The organism is Cyanobium sp. LEGE 06113, from assembly GCF_015207615.1.
Map to the genome: position 1 here is coordinate 167,652 of NZ_JADEWM010000003.1, position 18,967 is coordinate 186,618.

An 18,967-nucleotide genomic window follows, 5' to 3' on the forward strand; every position below is an offset into this window, starting at 1 on the left:
CCACCCACTGCTAGGGGGGATCGGCCCCCGTGGCAGTGCCCGGTCCCCGGATTGGGCTGGGATCAGTGGGATTTGTGATGTGGGAGCCGCCGTGTCAGGAGATGAGGTCAGGGGGCCAGCCGCAGGTCCACCGTGCAGGGCCGCTCAGCCCCGGTCTGCCAGGGCGCCGCCAGGGGCCACGCCAGGGGCGTCGGCTCCACTGGAGCGAAGCGGAGGGCCTCGGGCTCCAGTTCCCACTGGGCCAGGGGCCAGGGGCCAAGGCCTTCGCCAGCACGGCTGCCGGGGAGCGGCACCAGTTGCAGCACCAGGGGCATCTCGGGCTCGATGCCGGGGTGGAAGCAGGGGTAGAGGGCGCTGGCGCGGTAGCGCACCGCCAGGGGGCCGGGCTGCTGCAGGGGCAGGGGGCGGCCGTTCAGCACCAGGGCGTAGTGCTCGGCCAGGGCGCCGGCGCCCAGCAGCTCGAAGCGGCGCAGGGAGCCGTCCACGAAGCGGCTGGTGAAGCCCCCTTCCCGCGGGGTGTCGCAAATCAGTGGCCAGGGCTCCAGGGCCGGCCGCAGGGTCAGTTCGGGGGCGCCCGGCGCGGCGGCGTCGCGCCAGCGCAGCAGCGGCGGGTAGCGCCACTCCCAGATGGTGCGGTAGGGCGCGGCATCGAGGGGCAGGCCGGCGGCCTCCAGATCGGCCAGCACGGCTTCAAGGTCGGCCCAGAGCTGGCTGGGCAGCAGCATCCGATCGTGCAGGGCTCCGCCCCAGGGGTGCAGCCGCCGCGGTCGCCGGGCCGGATCCAGCTGCAGGGCGGCCAGATGGGTCCAGAGCAGGGCGATGGCGGCCATCCAGTCGGCCTGGGGCATGCTTTCCAGGGCCCGGAATTCGATCAGCCCGAGGCAGCCGGCCGGTGCGCCCGGATTCCAGAACTTGTCGAGGCTGATCTCGCTGCGGTGGTTGTTGCCGGAGCGGTCGGCATGCAGATGGCGCAGGGTTTCACCGATCAGCTGGCGCTGCTCGCCGCGGGCCCGCTCCAGCACGGTGTAGGCGAGCTCCAGGTCGAACAGTTCGCCGAGGGCCTCATCGGGCCGCGGCGCCTGGGAGGACGGGCCCACGCTCGCGCCACTGAACAGATAGGCGAGGCTGGGGTGGTGCTGGAAATAGCGCAGGATTCCCACCAGCCACTCGGGGCGAGGGAAGAAGGGATGCTGCTCCAGGTCGCGGCTGCCCCAGAGCAGGTGGTTGCCGCCGCCGGTGCCCTGCTGGCCGCCCGCCTCGCTCTGCTTCCAGCTGCGCAGGCCCACCGCAGCGCCGGCCGCCTCGATCAGCCGCAGCCAGTCGCGGTAGGCGCTCCAGCTGTCGCACACCGGCAGGTTCACCTCCAGTACGCCCGGATCGGCGGTGAGGCCCAGCACCTCCCAGCCCTCGCTGGCATCCACCGGCAGCAGGCCGCTGAGATCGGGTTCAGCCAGGGCTGCGGCCGTGAGCGGACAGCTGGCCTCGGCGCTGATGGCCTGCAGCAGTTGCTCCGTGGGCTGCCGCTCCAGGGGCGGCAGGAACAGGCCCCAGCCGGCGGCTCCAAAGCCGCCGGGGCCGATCTCCAGGGTGAGCAGCTGGCAGGGCAGGTCGTCGGGGAAGTGCTCCAGCGGCAACCGCAGCCCGGCCGGCCCCGGGGCGGCGGTGAGGCGACGCTGCTCCAGGGGCAGCTCCCAGCAGCCGCTGCTCCAGCCCTCCTCCTCATCCCAGGTGAGTGGCACCGCCCAGACGGCCCGCTCTGGATCGCGCTCATCCAGCAGGCGCAGGGGCGCCAGGGCAACGCCGAGGCGCTCGCCCAGCCGCTGCAGCCAGGGCACCCCGGCCGGGGCCGTGAGCGCTGCGCCCGTGGCGGCTGGCGTGGGCCACGGGGCGATGGGAGCGCCGTGGCGGCCGGTGATCAGCCGCAGGGCCCAGCGGGGGTTCACCTCGCCTTCGTAGCGCTTGCCGCTGCAGTAGAGCAGCGTGCTGCCGGGCCAGGTGCGCTGCTGGATCGCCGCCGCCAGGGCGCGGGCCACGGGCAGCTTGGTGGGGCCATCCGCCGCCACCGACCACTCCAGGCCCTCGGGCTCCAGGGGCACCAGGGTGGGCTCACCGCCGAGGGTGAGCGTGATTCCGGCAGCCTCCAGCCGCCCCTCAGCCCGCCGGGCGGCTTCCTCCATCCAGGACATCGTGGCGATCGGCGGTGCAGTGGGTGGGGACAGGGCACGACTGCGGGCCGCACCACCGCTCCATCCTGCGCTGTGGCCTGACCGGGACCTGCTGCGACCGTGACCTGCAGCGTCAGCGCAGCATTGGTTTAATGGCGCAGCGATCCGGCCGTCGGATCCGGATCTCCATGGCCAGCCTCCGCTGGCGCCTCTGGCGCCGACGCCGTCCCCCATCCACCCGGATTCGCCGACCCTGGCGGGCCCCGCTTGCCCTGGTGGTGCTGGTGAATCTGGCTGCCCTGGGCTATCGCCTCACGGAGGGCTGGGGCTGGGCGGACTGCTACTGGATGGTGGCGATCACGATCAGCACGATCGGCTTCGGCGAGGTGCAGCCCCTCTCGCCGGCTGGACGCCTGGTGACGGTGCTGCTGATCCTGGGCGGCCTGGTGGTGGTGCAGATCAGCATCCAGGGAGTGCTCGGCCTCTCCGAATCGGGCTATTTCAGGCGCCTGCGTGAGCGCCGTTTCCGCCGCTGGATCAAGACCATGCAAGACCATGTGATTCTCTGCGGCTACGGCCGCATCGGCCGTGAGATCGCCGAGCAGCTGAGCCGCGAGCGGGTGCCGCTGCTGGTGGTGGAGCTGGACCAGGAGCGCAGCACGGCCGCCCAGGACCGCGGTCTGCCGGTGCTGGTAGCCGACGCCACCCTCGATGAAACCCTGGTGGAGGCGGGCATTCACCAGTGCCGCTCCCTGGTGGCGGCCCTGCCCAGCAACGCCGCCAATCTCTACGTGGTGCTGAGCGCCCGCGGGCTGGCCCCCTCCTGCCGCCTGATCGCCCGCTCCGACAGCGATGAGGCGGAGCGCAAATTGCGCCTGGCCGGGGCCGACCAGGTGGTGAGCCCCTACGTGAGTGGCGGCCGCACGATGGCCGCCACCGCCCTGCGGCCCCTGGCCGTCACCTTCATGGATCTGCTGGCCGGCAGCGATTGCGAGGTGGAGGAGTTCCGGCTCAGCGCCAACCCGGGCGATCTGGGTCGGCTGCTGGGGATGAGTCTGGGGGAGCTGCAGCTGGGGCGGCGCACCGGCGCCTGGTGCTGGCCGTGCAGCCGGCGCCCCCTGCCCAGGAGGTGGTGCGCCAGTACCGGGGCACTTCCTACAAGCTCGAGGAGCAGAGCCTGATCGCCAATCCGGGCAGCGATCACCGCCTGGCCCCGGGGCAGATGTTGGTGGTGATGGGCAGCAAGAACCAGCTGCACGAAGTCACCAGCCTGCTGGGCACCGCCCTGATCAGCATCGAGCACATGGCGAGCTGAGGGCAGGCTGGCTCAGGGGCGGGCTGCTCTCAGCTCTCGGCCTCTTCGAGGATCTGGCGCTGAAGCTCGATCTGATAGCCCTCCACCATCGCCTCCAGGGAGGCTTCCTCCTCGTCGTCCACCTGCAGGGCTTCCGCCAGGGTGAGATCGGGCACCTGGGCGGTGCCGATCGCGGTGAGGGCCACCCCCAGCGAAGCGCTGTCGCGGTGCCAGATCGAAGCGGCCTCAGCCAGCTTGGTGAGCACCTCGTCGTCCATGGGGTCGCCGCGGCGCTGGGCCAGGGCCACCGCCAGGCGCCGGTCGTCGAACACGGCCGCGGCGGCGAGATGGGCTGCGTGCAGGGCCCCCAGGCTGTAGACGGCCTCGGAGCGGAGGGTGAGCAGGCTCTTGCTGAGGGCCCGCTCCCGCACGCCCTGCCAGGGCGCTGAGGGCAGTCTGTCTTCGCTGGCGCCGGGGGCCTCATCCAGCCCCACCATCGAGGGCAGCTTGGGGTTGGCCGCTCCGGCCAGCAGAGCCGGCTGGCGCTCCAGCGCCAGGATGGGATCGCGCTCTGGATCGAGCCGATCGCCGACGCGGCGGAGCCACTGACCCAGTCGTGCGCGCATGCCCATGCCCTGTTTTGCCTGCCCCTGCCCCCCACTGTGCCCCTCCTGGGCGGGAAGCGCTCGCCGGGCGGTCCTTCGGGGACCCGCACCCCATAACCGACGGCAGCTTTGTAACGTGTTGTGAACGAACGCGAAAACGACGCCATGGAGACCCTTTCCCTCAGCCGCCAATTCGCCATGGAGGCCCATGCCCGGGCGATCGATTCCTGCGACAACGTCGAGGAGCTGCGCACCGTGGCCAAGAGCCTGCTCCAGGCCTGGCAGCTGCAGGCCTCGATGAGTGAAGACCTCGTGGCCCAGCTGATGGGTGTGCAGCCCCGCCCCGCCGGCCTCTGAGCCCGGCCGGTTGAGCACCAGCCCCGCCCCACTCTGGCTTCAGGGAAGCGCGCTCCACAGCACGGTGGCGGCGCCGATCACCATCACGGCCGCGGCGAGCAGGCGGCGTCGCCCCTCGGCCTCGCCCAGGGCCACCACGCCGATGCCGCTGCCGAACAGGGTGCTGAGCCGTTTGATGGCGATCACATGCACCACGGCGGTGCTCCGGATCGCCTCCATCTGCCACACCGTGCCCACGGCCCCGGCCAGGGCGGCCACCAGCAGGAACGGCAGCACCCGTCCCCAGCCGGTCCCGGCTTGGCCGGCGGCCTTGGCAGCGGCGGGCCCGCTCGCCTGGCCTCCCGGCAGCGACAGCCCCAGCAGGCTGCCGCCGATCACCAGCTGCAGGGAGAGCACCCACAGCACGCTGCCGCCCGCCTGCACTCCCAGCTTGTCCATGGTGGCGGCCACCCCCCAGATCACCGCCACCAGCAGCATCCAGCGGCAACCGGGGCTGGCCCAGAGCTGGCCCAGCCCCGCCATGCCCCCCGGCGACGGCCCGCCTCGGCGGCTGCGGCCCAGCAGCAGGCCCCCAGCACCAGCAGTCCCACGCCGGCCACCGCGCTCGGGGAGGGTCGCTCCCCCAGCACCCACCAGCCCGCCAGCAGCAGCACCAGGGGAGAGAGGTTGATCAGCGGCAGCACCAGGCTGAGGTCCTCCAGGGCGATGGCGCGGCCATAGCCCCAGAAGGCCAGGGCATTGAGGCTGCCGCCCACGGCCAGGGCCGCCAGGAAGGCCCAGCCATCGAGGGGCTGGCTCTGGGCCAGCAGCAGGGGCACTGCCAGCAGCAGGGCGGCCAGGGCACTGCTCAGGCCGATCACCCGCAGGGTGCTCCAGCCGGACTGGCGCAGCACCCGGCGCAGGGCCAGATCACGCAGGGTCTCCAGCACCGCCGTGCCGAGGGCCAGCAGCGCCCAGGGCGCGTAGGGGGTGATGGGGAAGTCAGCGCCGCGGCGCCATTCTGAGGGGCGGAGTGGGGGGCCGATGCGAGGCTTCCATCGTCTTTTATGCGCTTACAGCGATAGCAAGCTATCGTTGATGGCAGGAGCTCCCCGGCGCGGCCCTTCGCGGCGCTGCCGGTGCAGGGCTCCTCGTCCACGCATCGCCTGGATCCCATGACCACAACCTCCCTGCCTCCCTCCCGGATCCCGCTCTGGGAAGCGTTCAAGAACTGGGTCACCAGCACCGACAACCGCCTCTACGTGGGGTGGTTCGGCGTGCTGATGATCCCCACCCTGCTGGTGGCCACCTGCTGCTTTGTGATCGCCTTCATCGGCTCTCCCCCCGTCGACATCGACGGCGTGCGTGAGCCCGTCTCAGGCGGCCTGCTCTACGGCAACAACATCATCACGGCGGCGGTGGTGCCGAGTTCCAACGCCATCGGTCTGCACCTCTATCCGATCTGGGCCGCCAAAAGCCTCGATGAATGGCTCTACAACGGTGGGCCCTATCAGCTGATCATCTTCCACTTCCTGATCGGCATCTTCTGCTGGATGGGCCGTGAGTGGGAACTCAGCTATCGCCTCGGCATGCGCCCCTGGATCGCCGTGGCCTATTCCGCTCCCGTGGCCGCCGCCACCGCCGTGCTGCTGGTGTACTCGATCGGGCAGGGCTCTTTCTCCGACGGCATGCCTCTGGGCATCTCCGGCACCTTCAACTTCATGCTGGTGCTCCAGGCTGAGCACAACGTGCTCATGCACCCCTTCCACATGCTCGGCGTGGCCGGCGTGTTCGGCGGCGCCCTGTTCGCGGCCATGCACGGCTCGCTGGTGACCAGCTCCCTGGTGCGCGAAACCACGGAAACCGAGTCCCAGAACAGGGGTTACAAGTTTGGCCAGGAGGAGGAGACCTACAACATCGTGGCCGCCCATGGTTACTTCGGGCGTCTGATCTTCCAGTACGCCTCCTTCAACAACAGCCGCAGCCTGCACTTCTTCCTGGCCGCCTGGCCGGTGGTGGGCATCTGGTTCGCGGCCCTGGCGGTGGCCAGCTTCTCGTTCAACCTCAACGGCCTCAACTTCAACCACTCCGTGCTCGATGCCCAGGGCCGGGTGATCAACACCTGGGCCGATGTGCTCAACCGCGCCGGCCTCGGCATCGAGGCGATGCACGAGCGCAACGTGCACAACTTCCCCCTCGATCTGGCCCGGGTGGACAGCCTTCCCGTGGCGCTCACCGCGCCAGCCCTCGGCTGATGCAGGGGCGCCCCAGTGGCGCCCTTTTGCCCCCCCCGTGCGCCTGCGTCTTCTCCGTTCCTCTGCCTGGCTCTGCCATGGACCTCCTGTTTCCCACCCTGCGGCGCCTGCTGCCCCTGATGGCGGTGGCCGCCGCCCTCGCCCTGCTGAGCAGCGCGCTGCTCAGCCTCTGCCCCGCGCCCGCCCTCGCCCTGGAGGCGTCCGCCAGTCCGGCTGATCTCCCCCGGGCCGTCGCAGCGATGGAGCAACTGGATCAGCTGCGCACGCAGCTGGCCTCCAGCCTCGAGGGCAGCGACGAGGAGCCCACCATGGACACCATGCGGGAGGTGTGCAAGCCGGTGGGGCAGCGGGCCATGGCCATCGCTCAGGAGAACGGCTGGACCGTGCGCCAGGTGGCCAGCAAGTACCGCAACCCCGACCATGCCCCCGCCAACAGCCACGAGAGCCAGGTGATCGATCTGCTGGCCAGGTACCCCGAGATCACCGGCCTGTGGGAGCCGGCCACCGCCGGCCAGACCGCTGGTGTGAACTATTACCGCCGCATCGATGTGCAACCCAGCTGTCTGGCCTGTCATGGAACCAAGGACAGCCGCCCCGGATTCGTGAGCGAGAGGTACCCCGCCGACAAGGCGTTCAACTTCAAGCCCGGCGATCTGCGCGGCATGTATGCCGTGTTCATTCCCGAGGTGCAGGAGGTGCTCAGGGCCTCTGAGGGAGGCTGACCATGCATTGCCAGGTGCTGATCGCGGGAGGCGGAACGGGGGGGATCACGCTGGCCAGCTGGTTGCGCCGCCTGGCCCCCGAGCTCGATGTCACCGTGGTGGAGCCCTCCTCCTCTCACGACTACCAGTCGGGTTGGGTGCTGGTGGCCGGCGGTTTCGTGCCGATGGCTGAAACCGAGCGCAGCGAGGCCTCGGTGATGCCCGAGGGGGTGCGCTGGATCTGCAGCAAGGTGGTGGCCTTCGATCCCGAGCAGCACGCCGTCGAGCTGATCGATGGCCAGCGGATCACCTATGGGGTGCTCGTGGTGGCCCTGGGCCTCGATCTGCTCTGGAGCGCCGTGGACGGCTTGCCGGCGGCCCTGGGTCGCCACGGGGTCTGCAGCATCTACAGCCGCCGCTTTGCGATGTACACCCGCGACTGTCTGCGGCGCTTCCAGGGCGGCACGGCCCTGTTCACCCAGCCCGCCACGGCGATCAAATGCGGGGGGGCACCCCAGAAGATCATGCACATCGCCGATCAGCAGTTCAAGCGCCGCAGTGGCGTGGGCGTGAAGTCCCGGCTTATCTTCTGCACCGCCAAGAGCAACCTCTTCCCCGTGCCTGCCTTCAGCGAGGCGATGGGGGCGATCGCCGCCGCCCATGGCAGCGAGGTGCGCTTCCGCCACGACCTGGTGGCCGTGAACGGCCCCGAGCGCCGGGCCGTGTTCCGGGTCCGGGAGCAGGAAGGCGGCCAGAGCCACGAGCTCGAGCTCGGCTTCGATCTGCTGCACGTGGTGCCGCCGATGGCCGCTCCACGGGTGGTGGCCGAGAGTCCGCTGGCCGTCAATCCCACCGAGGGCTGGGTTGAGGTGGACCCGCACAGCGGCCAGCATCTCCGCTATCCGGATGTGTTCGCCATCGGCGACGTGGGTTCCTTTCCCACCTCCAAGACAGCGGCCGCGGTGCGTCTGCAGGCGCCGGTGGTGGCGGCCAATGTGCAGGCGGTGCTGCAGGGGCGAAGCGTGCAGGGGGGCTACGACGGCTACAGCGCCTGCCCGCTGATCACCACGGATCACAGCGTGATGATGGTGGAGTTCGACTACACCAAGAAGCCCGTGAGCAGCTTTCTGGTGGATCCGGTGAAGGAGCGCTGGTTCGCCTGGCTGCTGGAGCGCTGGGGCTTCCCCTGGATCTACTGGAATCGGATGCTCAAGGCCCAGCCCCACGAGGGCGCCTACCTGAAGCCGTTCACGGGGTTGGCCCGGCGGCTGGGCCTGATGCGCTGGCAGCGCTGACTCGGGCGAATCAGAGGATCTGCTCGAGGAAGCGGCGGCTGCGTTCGTGGCTCGGGTTCGAGAAGAACCGCTCCGGCGGTGCTTCCTCCACCACCTCGCCCCCATCCATCAGCACCACGCGGTGGGCCACCTGCTGGGCAAAGCGCACCTCGTGGGTCACCACCACCATGGTCATGCCCTCGGCGGCCAGGTCCTGCATCACCTCCAGCACCTCGCGCACCATTTCGGGGTCGAGGGCGCTGGTGGGCTCGTCGAAGAGCATCAGCTGGGGGTCCATGCACAGCGAGCGGGCGATGGCCACCCGCTGCTGCTGGCCGCCGGAGAGCTGGCCGGGGTATTTGTCCGCCTGCTCGGCAATTCCCACCCGCTCCAGCAGCTGAACAGCTCGCCGCTGCGCCTCGGAGCGGCTGCGGCGGCGCACCAGCACCGGCGCCAGGGTGAGGTTCTGCAGCACCGTGAGGTGGGGGAAGAGGTTGAACTGCTGAAACACCATGCCCACCTCGCGGCGGATGGCATCGATGTCACGCAGGTCGGCGGAGAGGGGCCGGCCATCGATGTGGATGCTGCCCTGCTGAAAGTCCTCCAGGGCGTTGAAGGTGCGGATGAAGGTGCTCTTGCCGGAGCCGGAAGGGCCCATGATCACCACCACCTCGCCGCGCTCCACCGTGAGGCTGGCCCCCTTGAGCGCCTGAAAGCCGTTGGGATACCACTTGTGCACGGCCTCGGCCCGCAGGATCGGGGCCCGGGCGCGGCTCTGGGGACTGGTGGTGGCGCTGGAGTCCATGGGGATCAGAAGGGGCGGGGTTGGAGCGGTGTCTCAGCCACTGGAGCTGTGGCGGGGATCGAGGCGGTGTTCCAGGGCCCGGCTGCCCAGGCCCAGGGCGGTGCAGCAGCCCCAGAACAGCACTGCCAGGGTGAGGTACACCTCGCCGTAGTGGCCCAGGAAGGCGGGGTTGGCCATCACGGCGCGGGCGGTGCCGAGCAGCTCCAGCAGGCCGATCAGCGACAGCAGGGTGGTGTCCTGCAGCAGCGAGATGAACTGGCTCACCATCACCGGCAGGGCCACCCGCAGGGCCTGGGGCAGCACCACGTGCTGCAGGGCCTGCAGCGGCCCGAGGCCGAGGGAACGCGCCGCCTCCAGCTGGCCGGCGGGCACGGCGCTGAGGCCGGCCCGCACCGCCTCGGCCAGGTAGGCCGCCGCGAAGAAGGTGAGCACCCAGGCGGCCCGCCACACCCGCTCCGGGGCCAGGCCGCCCGGCAGCAGAAAGCCGAGGATGTTCTGGCCGAGGAACAGCAGGGTGATCAGCGGCGCCCCGCGGATGAACTCGATGTAGAGCACCGAACCCCAGCGCAGCAGCGGCAGGGAGCTGCGGCGACCGAGGGCCAGCAGCACCCCCAGGGGAAAGCAGAGCAGGATGGCGAAGCTGGCCTCCAGCAGGGTGAGCAGCAGGCCTCCCCACTCGGCGCTGGACACCCGCGTCAGCCCGAAGCCGCCACTGATCAGCACCATGCCCAGCAGGTAGAGCCCCGGCCAGAGCAGGGCCAGCCCCCGCAGCGCCCGCGACCCCAGCTCCGGCCCCAGCCGCTGGGCCCAGCGTCCCGTGAGCCAGCGCAGCGCCAGCAGCAGGCCGGCCAGGGCGGCCCAACGGCCGGCGATGGCGGGGCTGAGCTGCAGGGCCCAGGGCGTCCACAGGGCCAGCCCGGCGATCAGGCCACAGGCCCAGCGATCGGAGTTGGGCCAGGGGTTGCCGCGGCGGTCGGGCCGCGGCTGGCTGCGCAGCAGGCCCCAGCTCAGGCCACTGGCGGCGCAGAGCAGGGCGAGCAGCAGCCACAGGCGCCACTGCTGTGGCTGCGGATAGCGCCCCACGGCGAAAAGGGTGCTGTTGAGCTGAATCACCGCCCAGTTGGCGGAGCCCAGGGCCCAGCGCAGCAGGGCGAACAGGGCGCTGCCGATCAGGGCGATCAGGGCAAGGCTGAGCACGGTGTCGCCGCGGCTGGCGAACAGCTCCCGTTTCAGGGCAGCCAGCAGGCCCGGCCGGCCGGAGCCGTTGGGGGTGGCGGAGGGCACCATCTCAGCGCTCCCTGATCTGCACGAGCTGGTTGAGGCCGTTCATCAGGGCGGAGATCAGCAGATCGAGCACCAGGTAGGAGGCCAGCAGCAGGATCACCACCTCCACGGCGCGGCCCGTCTGGTTGAGGGTGGTCTCGGCCACGGCGTAGAGGTCGGGAAAGCCCACGGCCACCGCCAGGGAGGAGTTCTTGGCCAGGGAGATGTACTGGGTGTTGAGGCCGGGCACGATCACGCGCAGGGCCTGGGGCAGCACCACATGGCGCAGGGTGGAGAACCAGCCCAGGCCGAGGGAGGCCGCCGCTTCCCACTGCCCCTGGGTCACCGCGGCGATGCCGCCCCGCACCACCTCGGCGATGTAGGCGCCGGAATACACCACCAGGCCGCAGAGCAGGGCGCCGAACTCCACGCTCAGCCGCAGCGGCGCCTGCCAGACGCCGTTCACCAGGCTGGGCCCGACCCAGCTCCAGCCGTTGCCGAAGCCGGCCAGGTAGAGCCCGGACTTGGCCAGGGTGAGGCCCGGCAGCTGGATGGCGGCGGCGCCGTTGGGCAGGGAGAGGAACACCACGAAATACCAGAAAACCAGCTGCACCAGCAGCGGGATGTTGCGCACCACCTCCACGTAGGCCCGCACCAGCCGGCGCAGCAGGCCGTTGCTGCTGAAGTTGGCCATGCCCGCCGCCGTGCCCAGCAGAGTGGCCCCCACCAGGGCCGAGAGCACGGCCCGCAGGGTGTTGGCGAGCCCCGCCAGCAGCGCCCGCCAGTAGGGCATGGTGGCGTCGAAGGGGATGGTGGTTTCGCCGATCGGGAAGCCGGCGGGCTGGCCCAGCCAGCGCCAGGTGAGCAGCAGACCGGCGGCGGTGAGGTTGCGGATCAGGTTGCCGAGCAGGAACACCGCCACCAGCAGCACCGCCAGGGCCACGGCCGCCTGCACCACCCAGGGCAACACGCGCCGGTTGCGCCACCAGGGCACGGCGGGATCGGCTGAACCGATCGCTGAGCTGGTGTTGGGAGCAACCGGTGCCCCAGCTCTGGAGCGGCCGGGGCGGGGGGGCTGCGCCATCAGCGGAAGGGCTGGGCGTACAGCATGCCGCCCTCATTCCAGAGCTTGTTGAGGCCCCGTTCCAGCTTCAGGCGCGAGCTGGTGCCCACGTTGCGCTCGAAGATCTCGCCGTAGTTGCCCACGGCGGCGATCGCCTGCACGGTGAAGTCGGCGGGCAGGCCGAGCTGGCGGCCGAAGTCGCCCTCCACCCCGAAGAAGCGGCGCAGATCGGCCAGGTTGGTGTTGGCCTCGGCCTCGGCCACTTTGGCCTCGAGATTGGCCTGGGTGATGCCCCACTCCTCCGCCTGGATCAGGGCGAAGACCACCCAGCGCAGGGCATCGGCCCAGGCCGGATCGGCATTGGTGCTGGCCGGCGAGAGGGGCTCCTTGCTGAGCACGTCGGGCAGCAGCTGGTGCTCATCGGGAGCCGGGAAGCTGCTGCGCTTGCCGGCCAGCTGCGAGCGGTCGCTGGTCACGGCCACGCAGCGGCCACCGAGATAGGCGGCGTAGGTCTGATCGCTGGTCTGGAACTTCAGCGGGGTGTAGGGCACGTTGATCTCGCGCATCCGGTCGGCCAGGTTGAGCTCCGTGGTGGTGCCGCTCTCCACGCAGATCGGTTGGCCGGCCAGATCCCGCAGGCCGCTGATGCCCCGGCTCACCGGCGCCATCACGCCCTGGCCGTCATAGAAGGTGGTGGGCGCGAAGCTCAGGCCGTTGCCGCCAGCGGCATCGCGGCTGAGGGTGGCCGTTGTGTTGCGGGCGAGCATGTCCACCTCGCCGCTGGCCAGGGCGGCGAAGCGCTCGCTGGAGTTGAGGTTGCGGTATTCCACCTTGCCGGGATCGCCGAGCACGGCGGCGGCCACGGCCTTGCAGGTGTCCACATCGAGGCCGGAATAGGTGCCGTCGGCCTCCACAAAGCTGAAGCCCGGCAGGGTGCCCTCCACCCCGCAGACGAGCTTGTCGCGGCCGGTGATGGCGGAGAGCTTCGGGCTCTGGCTGCCGGCCCCCCCCTCGGGCGCGCAGGCCGCCAGGGGGAGCGCCGCGAGCAGCGCCATCAGGGCGAGCCCCGCCGGCTTGCGGGCTCGGGTGGGGCCGGCGGCGGGGCCAGTGCGCTCAGGGGGGCAAGCCATGGCAGCCGCAGGACAACGGGGGGGCAGGGCTCGGGGCATGGGGATCTGGGCCCCGGGGGCCAGAGGTGGCGGGATCCTGTCATGCCCAGCTCGCCTGTGGTGTGGCGATGCAGGCAGGCTGGCCAGGGTCTGGCGTCAGACGGCCTTGAGCTGCTGCAGCTGGGCCTCGAGCCGCTGCCTGAGGCGTTTCTGTACCAGGTTGCAGAGGTCGTCGACCAGATCGCTGTCGGCGTGCCAGATCGTGCGCACCCCATCGCGCTCGCAACGCACCAGGGTGGCTCGCTGCAGCTGGCCCAGCTGGCGGCTGATGTGCGACTGGGAGAAGCCCGTGGCCTCGATCAGGGAGGCCACATCCATGGGCCCCTGCTTGAGCTGGCAGAGCAGCTGCAGCCGCGCCGGTTCGCTCAGGATCCGGAAGAACTGGCTGAACTCCTCAAGCAACTGGGGGGAGGGCGGTGGCTCCGGGCAAGCCATGGCTGTAGCTGGGTGGTTGCTGACAAGTATGCCGCCGCCCCACTGCAAGCGACTTGCTTTAAGTCCCTTTATGCGGTTATCGTCATAACAGTTTGCAGGAGTCCTGCCGTGACTGCCGCTTTCGCCGCTCCCCCTGGGATTCAGGCCCCTCCCGCCGGGCCGCCCGCTCAGGCCGCCGCCTCGACAGGCCTCCTGGCCGCCGCCGCCGGGGGCGCTCCGCTGTTGCTGCGCCAGCTGTTTGATGCCGCCACCGGCACCTACACCTATCTGCTGGCCGAGGTGAGCAGCCGCCAGGCCCTGATCATCGATCCGGTGTTCGAGCGGCACGACCGCGATCTCGCCCTGATCCAGGAGCTCGGCCTGGTGCTGGTGGCCAGCCTCGACACCCACGCCCATGCCGACCATGTGACCGGCAGCTGGCTGCTGCACCAGGCCACGGGGTGCGCCATCGGCCTGGCGGCCAGCGCCGGCGCCGAGAACGTGACCCTGCCCCTGGGCCAGGGCGACACGGTGGCCTTCGGCGGACGCCATCTGCAGGTGCGCGCCACCCCCGGCCACACCGCCGGCTGCCTCACCTATGTGCTCGACGACCACAGCGCCGCCTTCAGCGGCGACGCCCTGCTGGTGCGGGGCTGCGGCCGCTGTGATTTCCAGCAGGGCAACGCCCACACCCTGTGGGCCTCGATCACCGAGCAGATCCTCACCCTGCCGGAGGCCTGCCTGCTCTATCCCGGCCACGACTACACCGGCCGTTCGGTCACCTCGGTGGCGGAGGAGCGCGCCTTCAATGCCCGCCTCGGCGGCAGCGCCAGTGAGCGCGATTTCGTGGGTCACATGCAGAACCTGCGCCTGCCCCATCCGCACCGCATCGCCGAGGCCCTGCCCGGCAACCTGCGCTCCGGCCGTCCCCTGCACCCCGAACCTGCGGTCAGCTGGGCCCCGCTCAGCCGCAGCTATGCCGGTCTGCCCGAACTCACCCCCGCCTGGGTGGCGGCCCATGCCGCCGCTCTGACCCTGCTGGATGTGCGCTCCGCGGAGGAGTTCGAGGGGCCCGATGGCCGCATCGCCGGCAGCCTGTTGCTGCCCCTGCCCGAGCTGGAGGCCCGCAGCGTCGAGCTGCCTTCCGACCGGCCGCTGGTGGTGGTGTGCCATTCCGGCAGCCGCTCGGCCCTGGCCACCCAGCACCTGCTGCGCAGCGGCCACCAGCAGGTGGCCAACCTGCGCGGCGGCCTGCAGCGCTGGGGGGATGAGGGCTATCCGCTGGAGCGCAGCAACCCCTGAGGCCCCGTCTCACGCCCAACAGGGCCTCTCAACACCCTTTGCACCGACGACAGCCATGACCCTCACCCCTGCCGCAGCTCCATCCACACGCCTCTCCCCAGGACGGGTCTCCGCCCCTGAACTGGCCGATCAGCTCGCCCGGGGGGCCGTCACCGTGGTGGATGTGCGCGAGCCGGTGGAGCTGCTGGGCGGCCACATCGCAGGCAGCCGCAATGTGCCCCTGGCCCGCCTCGCTCGCGAGCCGCTGCCCGAGGGCCCCCTGGTGCTGGTGTGCCACAGCGGCCACCGCAGCACCACCGCCCGGGAGCAGCTGCTCAGCCGCAACCCCTCCCGGGCCGTGAGCGATCTGGAGGGAGGCATCGAGGCCTGGCAGCAGGCGGGCCTGCCGCTTCTGGCCAGGGCCAGGGCCCCCCTGCCCCTGATGCGGCAGGTTCAGATCGCCGCCGGATCCCTGGTGCTGCTCGGGGTGATCCTGAGCCAGGCCGTTGCCCCGGCCTGGATGGCTCTGAGCGCCTTCGTGGGAGCCGGGCTGGTGTTCGCCGGCCTCAGCGGCTTCTGCGGCATGGCGCGGCTGCTGGCGCTGATGCCCTGGAACCGGGTGAGCCCGTGACGGCCGCGGCCGTTGAGCTGCTCACGGCCCCCACCCTGCTGCTGCTGGCCGGCGGCGCCCTGATCGGCCTGCTGCTGGCCGTGCTGGGGGCGGGGGCTCGATCCTGCTGCTGCCCCTGCTGGTGAGCGGCGCGGCCCTGGCCACGCGCGAGGCGGTGCCGCTGTCGCTGCTGGTGGTGGCGCTGCTGGCCCTGGCCAACCTGGGGCCCTACCTGCGCCGCGGCCAGCTGGCGCTGCGGCCTGCCCTGATCCTGGGCCTGCCCGCCCTGGCGGGCAGCTGGGTCGGCGGCAGCCTGGTGAAGGCGGGCCTGATTCCAGAAGTGCTGCAGCTGGGGCTGTTCAGCGTTGCCGCCGTGACGGCCTCCTGGCTGCTGCTGCGCCGGGATGGCCGGCCCGCCGGCCGCTCCGGAGGCCTCAGCCGTGCTGCCACGGTGGCTCTGGCCGTCCAGGGTCTGGGGGTGGGCCTGCTCACCGGCATGGCCGGGGTGGGCGGTGGCTTTGCGATCGTGCCGGCCCTGGTGCTGCTCGCCGGACTGCCGATGGCCGTAGCCAGTGGCACCAGCCTGGTGCTGATCTCCGCCAATGCCGCGGTGGCCCTGGTGGCTCTGGGTCACTGGCCCCAGACGACGCTGCCGCTGTTGGTGCCGTTGCTGCTGGGGGGAGCTGCCGGCGGGCTGCTGGGCCAGTGGCTGGCGCCCCACCTGCCGGAGCGGCGGCTGCGCCAGGGTTTTGCGCTGCTGTTGATCGGCTCGGCCCTGCTCACGGGTGCGGAGGCCTGGCAGCGGCAGCAAGGGTCGCCGCTCGCGACTGAGCGGGCTCAGTAGCCCGAGGAACCCGGCGGCGGCGCGCTGGCCGGCGACTGCTGCAGGAAGGCCTGCAGCGGGATTGGCTTGGCCTGGTTGTAGCCCACGGGCAGCCAGAGATCGCCGGCGGCGGTGGCGAAGTGGATCTCCCAGTGGTAGAGGCCCAGGTAGGCGCGCGGGTCCTCCTCGATCAGGGAGGCGTAGAGCAGCACGGCGCGGCCGTAGTTGTCGCTGTTGTTGTAGCCCCAGAGGCCCTTGCGGATGTCCTGGAGGCCGCCGCGGCGCACCAGGTAGCGGCCGGCGGCCTGGATGGCGTCGTGGGGATCGCGGATGTTCCCCTTGCCCACCCCCGCCTGGGCCCAGGTGGTGGGCAGGAACTGCATCGGCCCCTGGGCATTGGCCACCGACACGCCATCGATACGGCCCATGCCGGTTTCCACCAGGTTCACCGCCGCCAGCACCTCCCAGGCGATGCCGGTGGCGGCCTCTGCCTGCTTGTAGAAACCGATCAGAGTGTCGGCGGGCGGTGGCTGGATGATGCGCCAGGCCGGCAGGGTGGTGGCCTTGGGCCCGCTGCGGTGCATGGCCAGGAAGGCCTGCCGGGCCTCCAGGTGGCGGTCGAAGACGCTCTGCCAGCGGGGATCGAGGCCAGCACGCACCTGGGCCGCCAGGGCTTCCTGGTGGGAAAGCACCCGGTAGATCACCTGTTGCTGGTGGCCCAGCGCCGGCAGCTCCTGGGCCGGGGTCTCCGGGTCGCGCAGGGCGGTCTCCACCGCGCTCAGCAGGGCGGCGATGGCCGCAGGCTCCGCCGGCAGCAGGGGGTAATGACGGCCGTCGGCGCTGCGGCTCAGATCGGCCGCGCTGGGCAGAGCCACGCTGGTGGGCGCCTCGTTGGACTGCGCCTCAGTCGGGGGGGGCAAGGAGGCGGCTGTGCGCCCTGCTCCAGGGCCCTGCGGGGCCAGGCCGCTGAGGGATTCGGCCAGATAGGGGCGCCACCAGACCCCGGTGCCCACAGCAATCAAGCCCGCACTCAGCAGGGTCAGCTGCAGACGGCGACGGCAGGTCATCGGCATCGGCGCGTTCTCCAAGGGCCAAGACCGCTGAGGCTATGGCGTGGAAGCCCGGTCTAGGGGTCCTGGAATGCCTCGAGCTGCGGGGGCTGGCCCAGGTACGTCTGACGCGGGCTGCCCAGCCGGATCCCCGCCTGGTGGAGGTCCCGCAGCAGGCGCAGGCGGAACTCCCGGCTCACGGCCCAGTGCTGGCCGGGGGCGGTGTCGATCCAGGTGGTCACCCTGATGCCGCCGTGGCCGATGGCATCAATGCCCAGCACCGCCGGCGGCGCCACAATCAAGCCGCCCCAGTCGGGATCCTGCTGCAGCTGCTCGCCGGTGCGGCGGGTGACGGCCAGAGCCAGATCGGGGTCACTGTCCACGTCCACGTCGACACTGACGTTCACGCGCGACCAGTTGCGGGTGAGGTTCTTGACCTGGCTGATGGTGCTGTTCGGCAGGGTGATGAACTCCCCATCGGCACTGCGCAACTGGGTGACGCGGAGATTCAGGCGTTCCACGGCGCCGCTGTAGCCGCCCACGTTGATCACATCGCCGATGGCGAACTGGTCTTCGGCCAGGATCAGAAAGCCATTGACGAGGTCGCGCACCAGGTTCTGCGCCCCGAAGCTGATCGCCAGGCCGAGCAGGCCACTGATGGCCAGGATCGAACTGCTGGGCACCCCCAGCACCCCCAGCACCGAGAGCAACCCCGCTACCGAGATCACCACCACCAGCAAGCCCCGGCCGGCATCGAGAATCGTCGAGAAGCGCAGCCGCAGCCGCTTGCTCTGGCTGCCGTCGCCGCCCCGGCTGGCCTGGCGATCCAGCCAGCGGGCCTCGAAGCGATCCAGCAGGCGGATGGAGAAGCGAATCGCCAGGGTGGCGCAGAACCACACCGTGAGCAGCTTCAGGGGCACGTCAACGAGGCTTCTCGTGAGCGTGGCCTGGCCGGGAAGCTGGCTGAGCAGCAGGTAGGTGCCCCCATAGAGCAGCACCAGCAGCATCCAGAAGAACAGCCACTGCCACAGTCCCCAGAGACCGAGCCGACGCCGGAGTCGAACCGTCTTGAGCGTGGTCTCGTTCAGGTTGTCGTTCCGCCCCTCGCTACCCTCCTCAGCGGGGGTGGCGTCGCTCTGACGCAGGGATTCCAGGCAGGTGTCCAGGCGCGTCTGAAGCACCTGCTGCCGGCGACGAATGCGGTTTTTGATCAGCAGGATCAGGGCCGTGCCGACGGCCATCACAAGAAGGATGCTGAGGAAGCGCCACAGACTGCGGGCCAGGTTTTCGGGCCTGAGCCTGTAGCTGAAGTCGCGAATCTCCTTTTCCAGTCCTTTGCGCCAGGTTTCGGCCACCTCCTCCACGGGAAGGCCGTAATAGTTCGCGTCGGCGTTGGTCACCGAGGCCAGCACGAGCGGGCGGGAGTGCTTGTCATCCCGCGCCGTGATCACCATTACGTTGTTCAGCGTGGCCTTCTCCACCCGCAGGCTGTCGCCATCCATCTGGCGTTCGACCGCCGCCAGATCCACCCGGGCCTGAATTTCCCTGGCGCGCTGCTCCACAGGGTGCTGCCCCTCCGCGACCTGACTGCGGTCGAGAACTGTTGGGGAGGCGATCTTGAACAGAACCTCGCCGTCGATCGGCGAGGTGACCTCCGTGACTTCGATCTCGCCGAAGCGTTTGACGCCATCGGGAATCGTGCGGCCATTGCCGCCGGTGAGGTTCTCGCCCAGATTGATCTGCGCCAGGGCGGGCGCCAGGGCCACCAGGGCGAGAAGCAGCCCCAGGGCGAGGGGCAGCATCCGCTGCAGGGGGCGGCCGAGCGCCCGGGGCGGCGACAGGAGCCACCTGAGCTGCCTT

19 protein-coding genes and 1 pseudogene are annotated in these 18,967 nt (G+C 70.7%); 9 read left to right on the forward strand and 11 right to left on the reverse strand.

Annotated features, from left to right (window positions below):
* Positions 1-107: 107 nt before the first annotated feature.
* Positions 108-2,177, reverse strand: coding sequence for a transglutaminase family protein (locus tag IQ220_RS06960; RefSeq protein WP_228008961.1), 2,070 nt, complete (start codon positions 2,175-2,177; stop codon positions 108-110).
* A gap of 176 nt (positions 2,178-2,353) precedes the next feature.
* Here IQ220_RS06960 and IQ220_RS06965 point away from each other — a divergent pair.
* Positions 2,354-3,480, forward strand: a pseudogene (locus IQ220_RS06965) (NAD-binding protein).
* Positions 3,481-3,509: 29 nt separating this feature from the next.
* Here IQ220_RS06965 and IQ220_RS06970 read toward each other — a convergent pair.
* Entirely contained in the window at positions 3,510-4,085 is a 576-nt protein-coding gene (locus IQ220_RS06970; RefSeq protein ID WP_193913930.1) for a hypothetical protein, read from the reverse strand.
* A 120-nt stretch (positions 4,086-4,205) separates the two neighbouring features.
* On the opposite strand from IQ220_RS06970, the gene IQ220_RS06975 reads away from it, so the two are divergent.
* Positions 4,206-4,421 (forward strand): hypothetical protein, encoded by a 216-nt coding sequence (locus IQ220_RS06975; RefSeq protein ID WP_228009019.1) that lies wholly within the window; start codon positions 4,206-4,208, stop codon positions 4,419-4,421.
* A 39-nt stretch (positions 4,422-4,460) separates the two neighbouring features.
* Here the strand turns inward: IQ220_RS06975 and IQ220_RS06980 are convergent, their stop codons facing one another.
* Together IQ220_RS06980 and IQ220_RS06985 are read right to left on the reverse strand one after the other, a co-directional pair.
* Positions 4,461-4,943, reverse strand: coding sequence for an EamA family transporter (locus IQ220_RS06980; protein ID WP_193913932.1), 483 nt, complete (start codon positions 4,941-4,943; stop codon positions 4,461-4,463).
* The gene (locus tag IQ220_RS06985; protein ID WP_370566380.1) at positions 4,880-5,446 is read right to left on the reverse strand and encodes an EamA family transporter; all 567 of its coding nucleotides are present in this window, start codon (positions 5,444-5,446) and stop codon (positions 4,880-4,882) included. Before IQ220_RS06985 ends, IQ220_RS06980 begins: the two co-directional genes overlap by 64 nt.
* Positions 5,447-5,575: 129 nt before the next feature.
* Between IQ220_RS06985 and psbA the strand changes: the two genes are divergently transcribed.
* The 3 genes from psbA to IQ220_RS07000 all read left to right on the forward strand — a co-directional run bounded on the left by psbA (position 5,576) and on the right by IQ220_RS07000 (position 8,651).
* On the forward strand, positions 5,576-6,655 hold the full coding sequence (gene psbA, locus IQ220_RS06990; protein WP_186696764.1) for a photosystem II q(b) protein: 1,080 nt from the start codon (positions 5,576-5,578) through the stop codon (positions 6,653-6,655).
* A gap of 77 nt (positions 6,656-6,732) precedes the next feature.
* Positions 6,733-7,377, forward strand: a complete 645-nt coding sequence (locus IQ220_RS06995; protein WP_186696763.1) for a DUF3365 domain-containing protein — start codon at positions 6,733-6,735, stop codon at positions 7,375-7,377.
* Between the two features lie 14 nt (positions 7,378-7,391).
* Positions 7,392-8,651 carry an FAD/NAD(P)-binding oxidoreductase gene (locus IQ220_RS07000; RefSeq protein ID WP_370566366.1) on the forward strand — a complete coding sequence of 420 codons (1,260 nt, stop codon included), beginning with the start codon at positions 7,392-7,394 and terminating at the stop codon, positions 8,649-8,651.
* A gap of 10 nt (positions 8,652-8,661) precedes the next feature.
* On the opposite strand, the gene IQ220_RS07005 is transcribed toward IQ220_RS07000, so the two are convergent.
* The 5 genes from IQ220_RS07005 to IQ220_RS07025 all read right to left on the reverse strand — a co-directional run bounded on the left by IQ220_RS07005 (position 8,662) and on the right by IQ220_RS07025 (position 13,365).
* Positions 8,662-9,435 (reverse strand): amino acid ABC transporter ATP-binding protein, encoded by a 774-nt coding sequence (locus IQ220_RS07005; protein ID WP_193913936.1) that lies wholly within the window; start codon positions 9,433-9,435, stop codon positions 8,662-8,664.
* A 33-nt stretch (positions 9,436-9,468) separates the two neighbouring features.
* Positions 9,469-10,722, reverse strand: coding sequence for an amino acid ABC transporter permease (locus IQ220_RS07010; protein WP_193913938.1), 1,254 nt, complete (start codon positions 10,720-10,722; stop codon positions 9,469-9,471).
* Position 10,723: 1 nt separating this feature from the next.
* Positions 10,724-11,782, reverse strand: coding sequence for an ABC transporter permease subunit (locus IQ220_RS07015; RefSeq protein WP_193913939.1), 1,059 nt, complete (start codon positions 11,780-11,782; stop codon positions 10,724-10,726).
* The gene (locus IQ220_RS07020; RefSeq protein ID WP_193914188.1) at positions 11,782-12,816 is read right to left on the reverse strand and encodes an amino acid ABC transporter substrate-binding protein; all 1,035 of its coding nucleotides are present in this window, start codon (positions 12,814-12,816) and stop codon (positions 11,782-11,784) included. The genes IQ220_RS07015 and IQ220_RS07020 overlap by 1 nt, the downstream gene beginning before the upstream one ends.
* 210 nt (positions 12,817-13,026) lie before the next feature.
* Positions 13,027-13,365, reverse strand: coding sequence for a helix-turn-helix transcriptional regulator (locus tag IQ220_RS07025; RefSeq protein ID WP_193913941.1), 339 nt, complete (start codon positions 13,363-13,365; stop codon positions 13,027-13,029).
* 192 nt (positions 13,366-13,557) lie between these two features.
* Between IQ220_RS07025 and IQ220_RS07030 the strand changes: the two genes are divergently transcribed.
* From IQ220_RS07030 to IQ220_RS07040, 4 genes are read left to right on the forward strand one after another with little or no spacing between them, the layout of a single operon-like run.
* Positions 13,558-14,646, forward strand: coding sequence for a rhodanese-like domain-containing protein (locus tag IQ220_RS07030; RefSeq protein ID WP_193914190.1), 1,089 nt, complete (start codon positions 13,558-13,560; stop codon positions 14,644-14,646).
* A 55-nt stretch (positions 14,647-14,701) separates the two neighbouring features.
* Entirely contained in the window at positions 14,702-15,256 is a 555-nt protein-coding gene (locus IQ220_RS07035; protein WP_186696757.1) for a rhodanese-like domain-containing protein, read from the forward strand.
* On the forward strand, positions 15,253-15,381 hold the full coding sequence (locus IQ220_RS16025; RefSeq protein ID WP_255510864.1) for a hypothetical protein: 129 nt from the start codon (positions 15,253-15,255) through the stop codon (positions 15,379-15,381). The genes IQ220_RS07035 and IQ220_RS16025 overlap by 4 nt, the downstream gene beginning before the upstream one ends.
* A complete protein-coding gene (locus IQ220_RS07040; RefSeq protein ID WP_370566367.1) occupies positions 15,378-16,079 on the forward strand; it encodes a sulfite exporter TauE/SafE family protein in 702 nt (233 codons plus the stop codon). The genes IQ220_RS16025 and IQ220_RS07040 overlap by 4 nt, the downstream gene beginning before the upstream one ends.
* On the opposite strand, the gene IQ220_RS07045 is transcribed toward IQ220_RS07040, so the two are convergent.
* Together IQ220_RS07045 and IQ220_RS07050 are read right to left on the reverse strand one after the other, a co-directional pair.
* Positions 16,073-17,125: a transglycosylase SLT domain-containing protein gene (locus tag IQ220_RS07045; RefSeq protein WP_193913943.1), complete on the reverse strand. Its 1,053-nt coding sequence runs from the start codon at positions 17,123-17,125 to the stop codon at positions 16,073-16,075. The genes IQ220_RS07040 and IQ220_RS07045 overlap by 7 nt on opposite strands.
* Positions 17,126-17,184: 59 nt before the next feature.
* The gene (locus IQ220_RS07050; RefSeq protein ID WP_193913945.1) at positions 17,185-18,909 is read right to left on the reverse strand and encodes a mechanosensitive ion channel family protein; all 1,725 of its coding nucleotides are present in this window, start codon (positions 18,907-18,909) and stop codon (positions 17,185-17,187) included.
* Positions 18,910-18,967 lie beyond the last annotated feature (58 nt).

Bases quoted from the DNA above. Each gene is read 5' to 3' on its own strand.
- IQ220_RS06960 (WP_228008961.1), bottom strand. From the start codon at position 2,177: ATGGAGGAAGCCGCCCGGCGGGCTGAGGGGCGGCTGGAGGCTGCCGGA.
- IQ220_RS06970 (WP_193913930.1), bottom strand. From the start codon at position 4,085: ATGCGCGCACGACTGGGTCAGTGGCTCCGCCGCGTCGGCGATCGGCTC.
- IQ220_RS06980 (WP_193913932.1), bottom strand. From the start codon at position 4,943: ATGGCGGGGCTGGGCCAGCTCTGGGCCAGCCCCGGTTGCCGCTGGATG.
- psbA (WP_186696764.1), top strand. From the start codon at position 5,576: ATGACCACAACCTCCCTGCCTCCCTCCCGGATCCCGCTCTGGGAAGCG.
- IQ220_RS06995 (WP_186696763.1), top strand. From the start codon at position 6,733: ATGGACCTCCTGTTTCCCACCCTGCGGCGCCTGCTGCCCCTGATGGCG.
- IQ220_RS07005 (WP_193913936.1), bottom strand. From the start codon at position 9,435: ATGGACTCCAGCGCCACCACCAGTCCCCAGAGCCGCGCCCGGGCCCCG.
- IQ220_RS07010 (WP_193913938.1), bottom strand. From the start codon at position 10,722: ATGGTGCCCTCCGCCACCCCCAACGGCTCCGGCCGGCCGGGCCTGCTG.
- IQ220_RS07015 (WP_193913939.1), bottom strand. From the start codon at position 11,782: ATGGCGCAGCCCCCCCGCCCCGGCCGCTCCAGAGCTGGGGCACCGGTT.
- IQ220_RS07020 (WP_193914188.1), bottom strand. From the start codon at position 12,816: ATGGCGCTGCTCGCGGCGCTCCCCCTGGCGGCCTGCGCGCCCGAGGGG.
- IQ220_RS07025 (WP_193913941.1), bottom strand. From the start codon at position 13,365: ATGGCTTGCCCGGAGCCACCGCCCTCCCCCCAGTTGCTTGAGGAGTTC.
- IQ220_RS07035 (WP_186696757.1), top strand. From the start codon at position 14,702: ATGACCCTCACCCCTGCCGCAGCTCCATCCACACGCCTCTCCCCAGGA.
- IQ220_RS07045 (WP_193913943.1), bottom strand. From the start codon at position 17,125: ATGACCTGCCGTCGCCGTCTGCAGCTGACCCTGCTGAGTGCGGGCTTG.
- IQ220_RS07050 (WP_193913945.1), bottom strand. From the start codon at position 18,909: ATGCTGCCCCTCGCCCTGGGGCTGCTTCTCGCCCTGGTGGCCCTGGCG.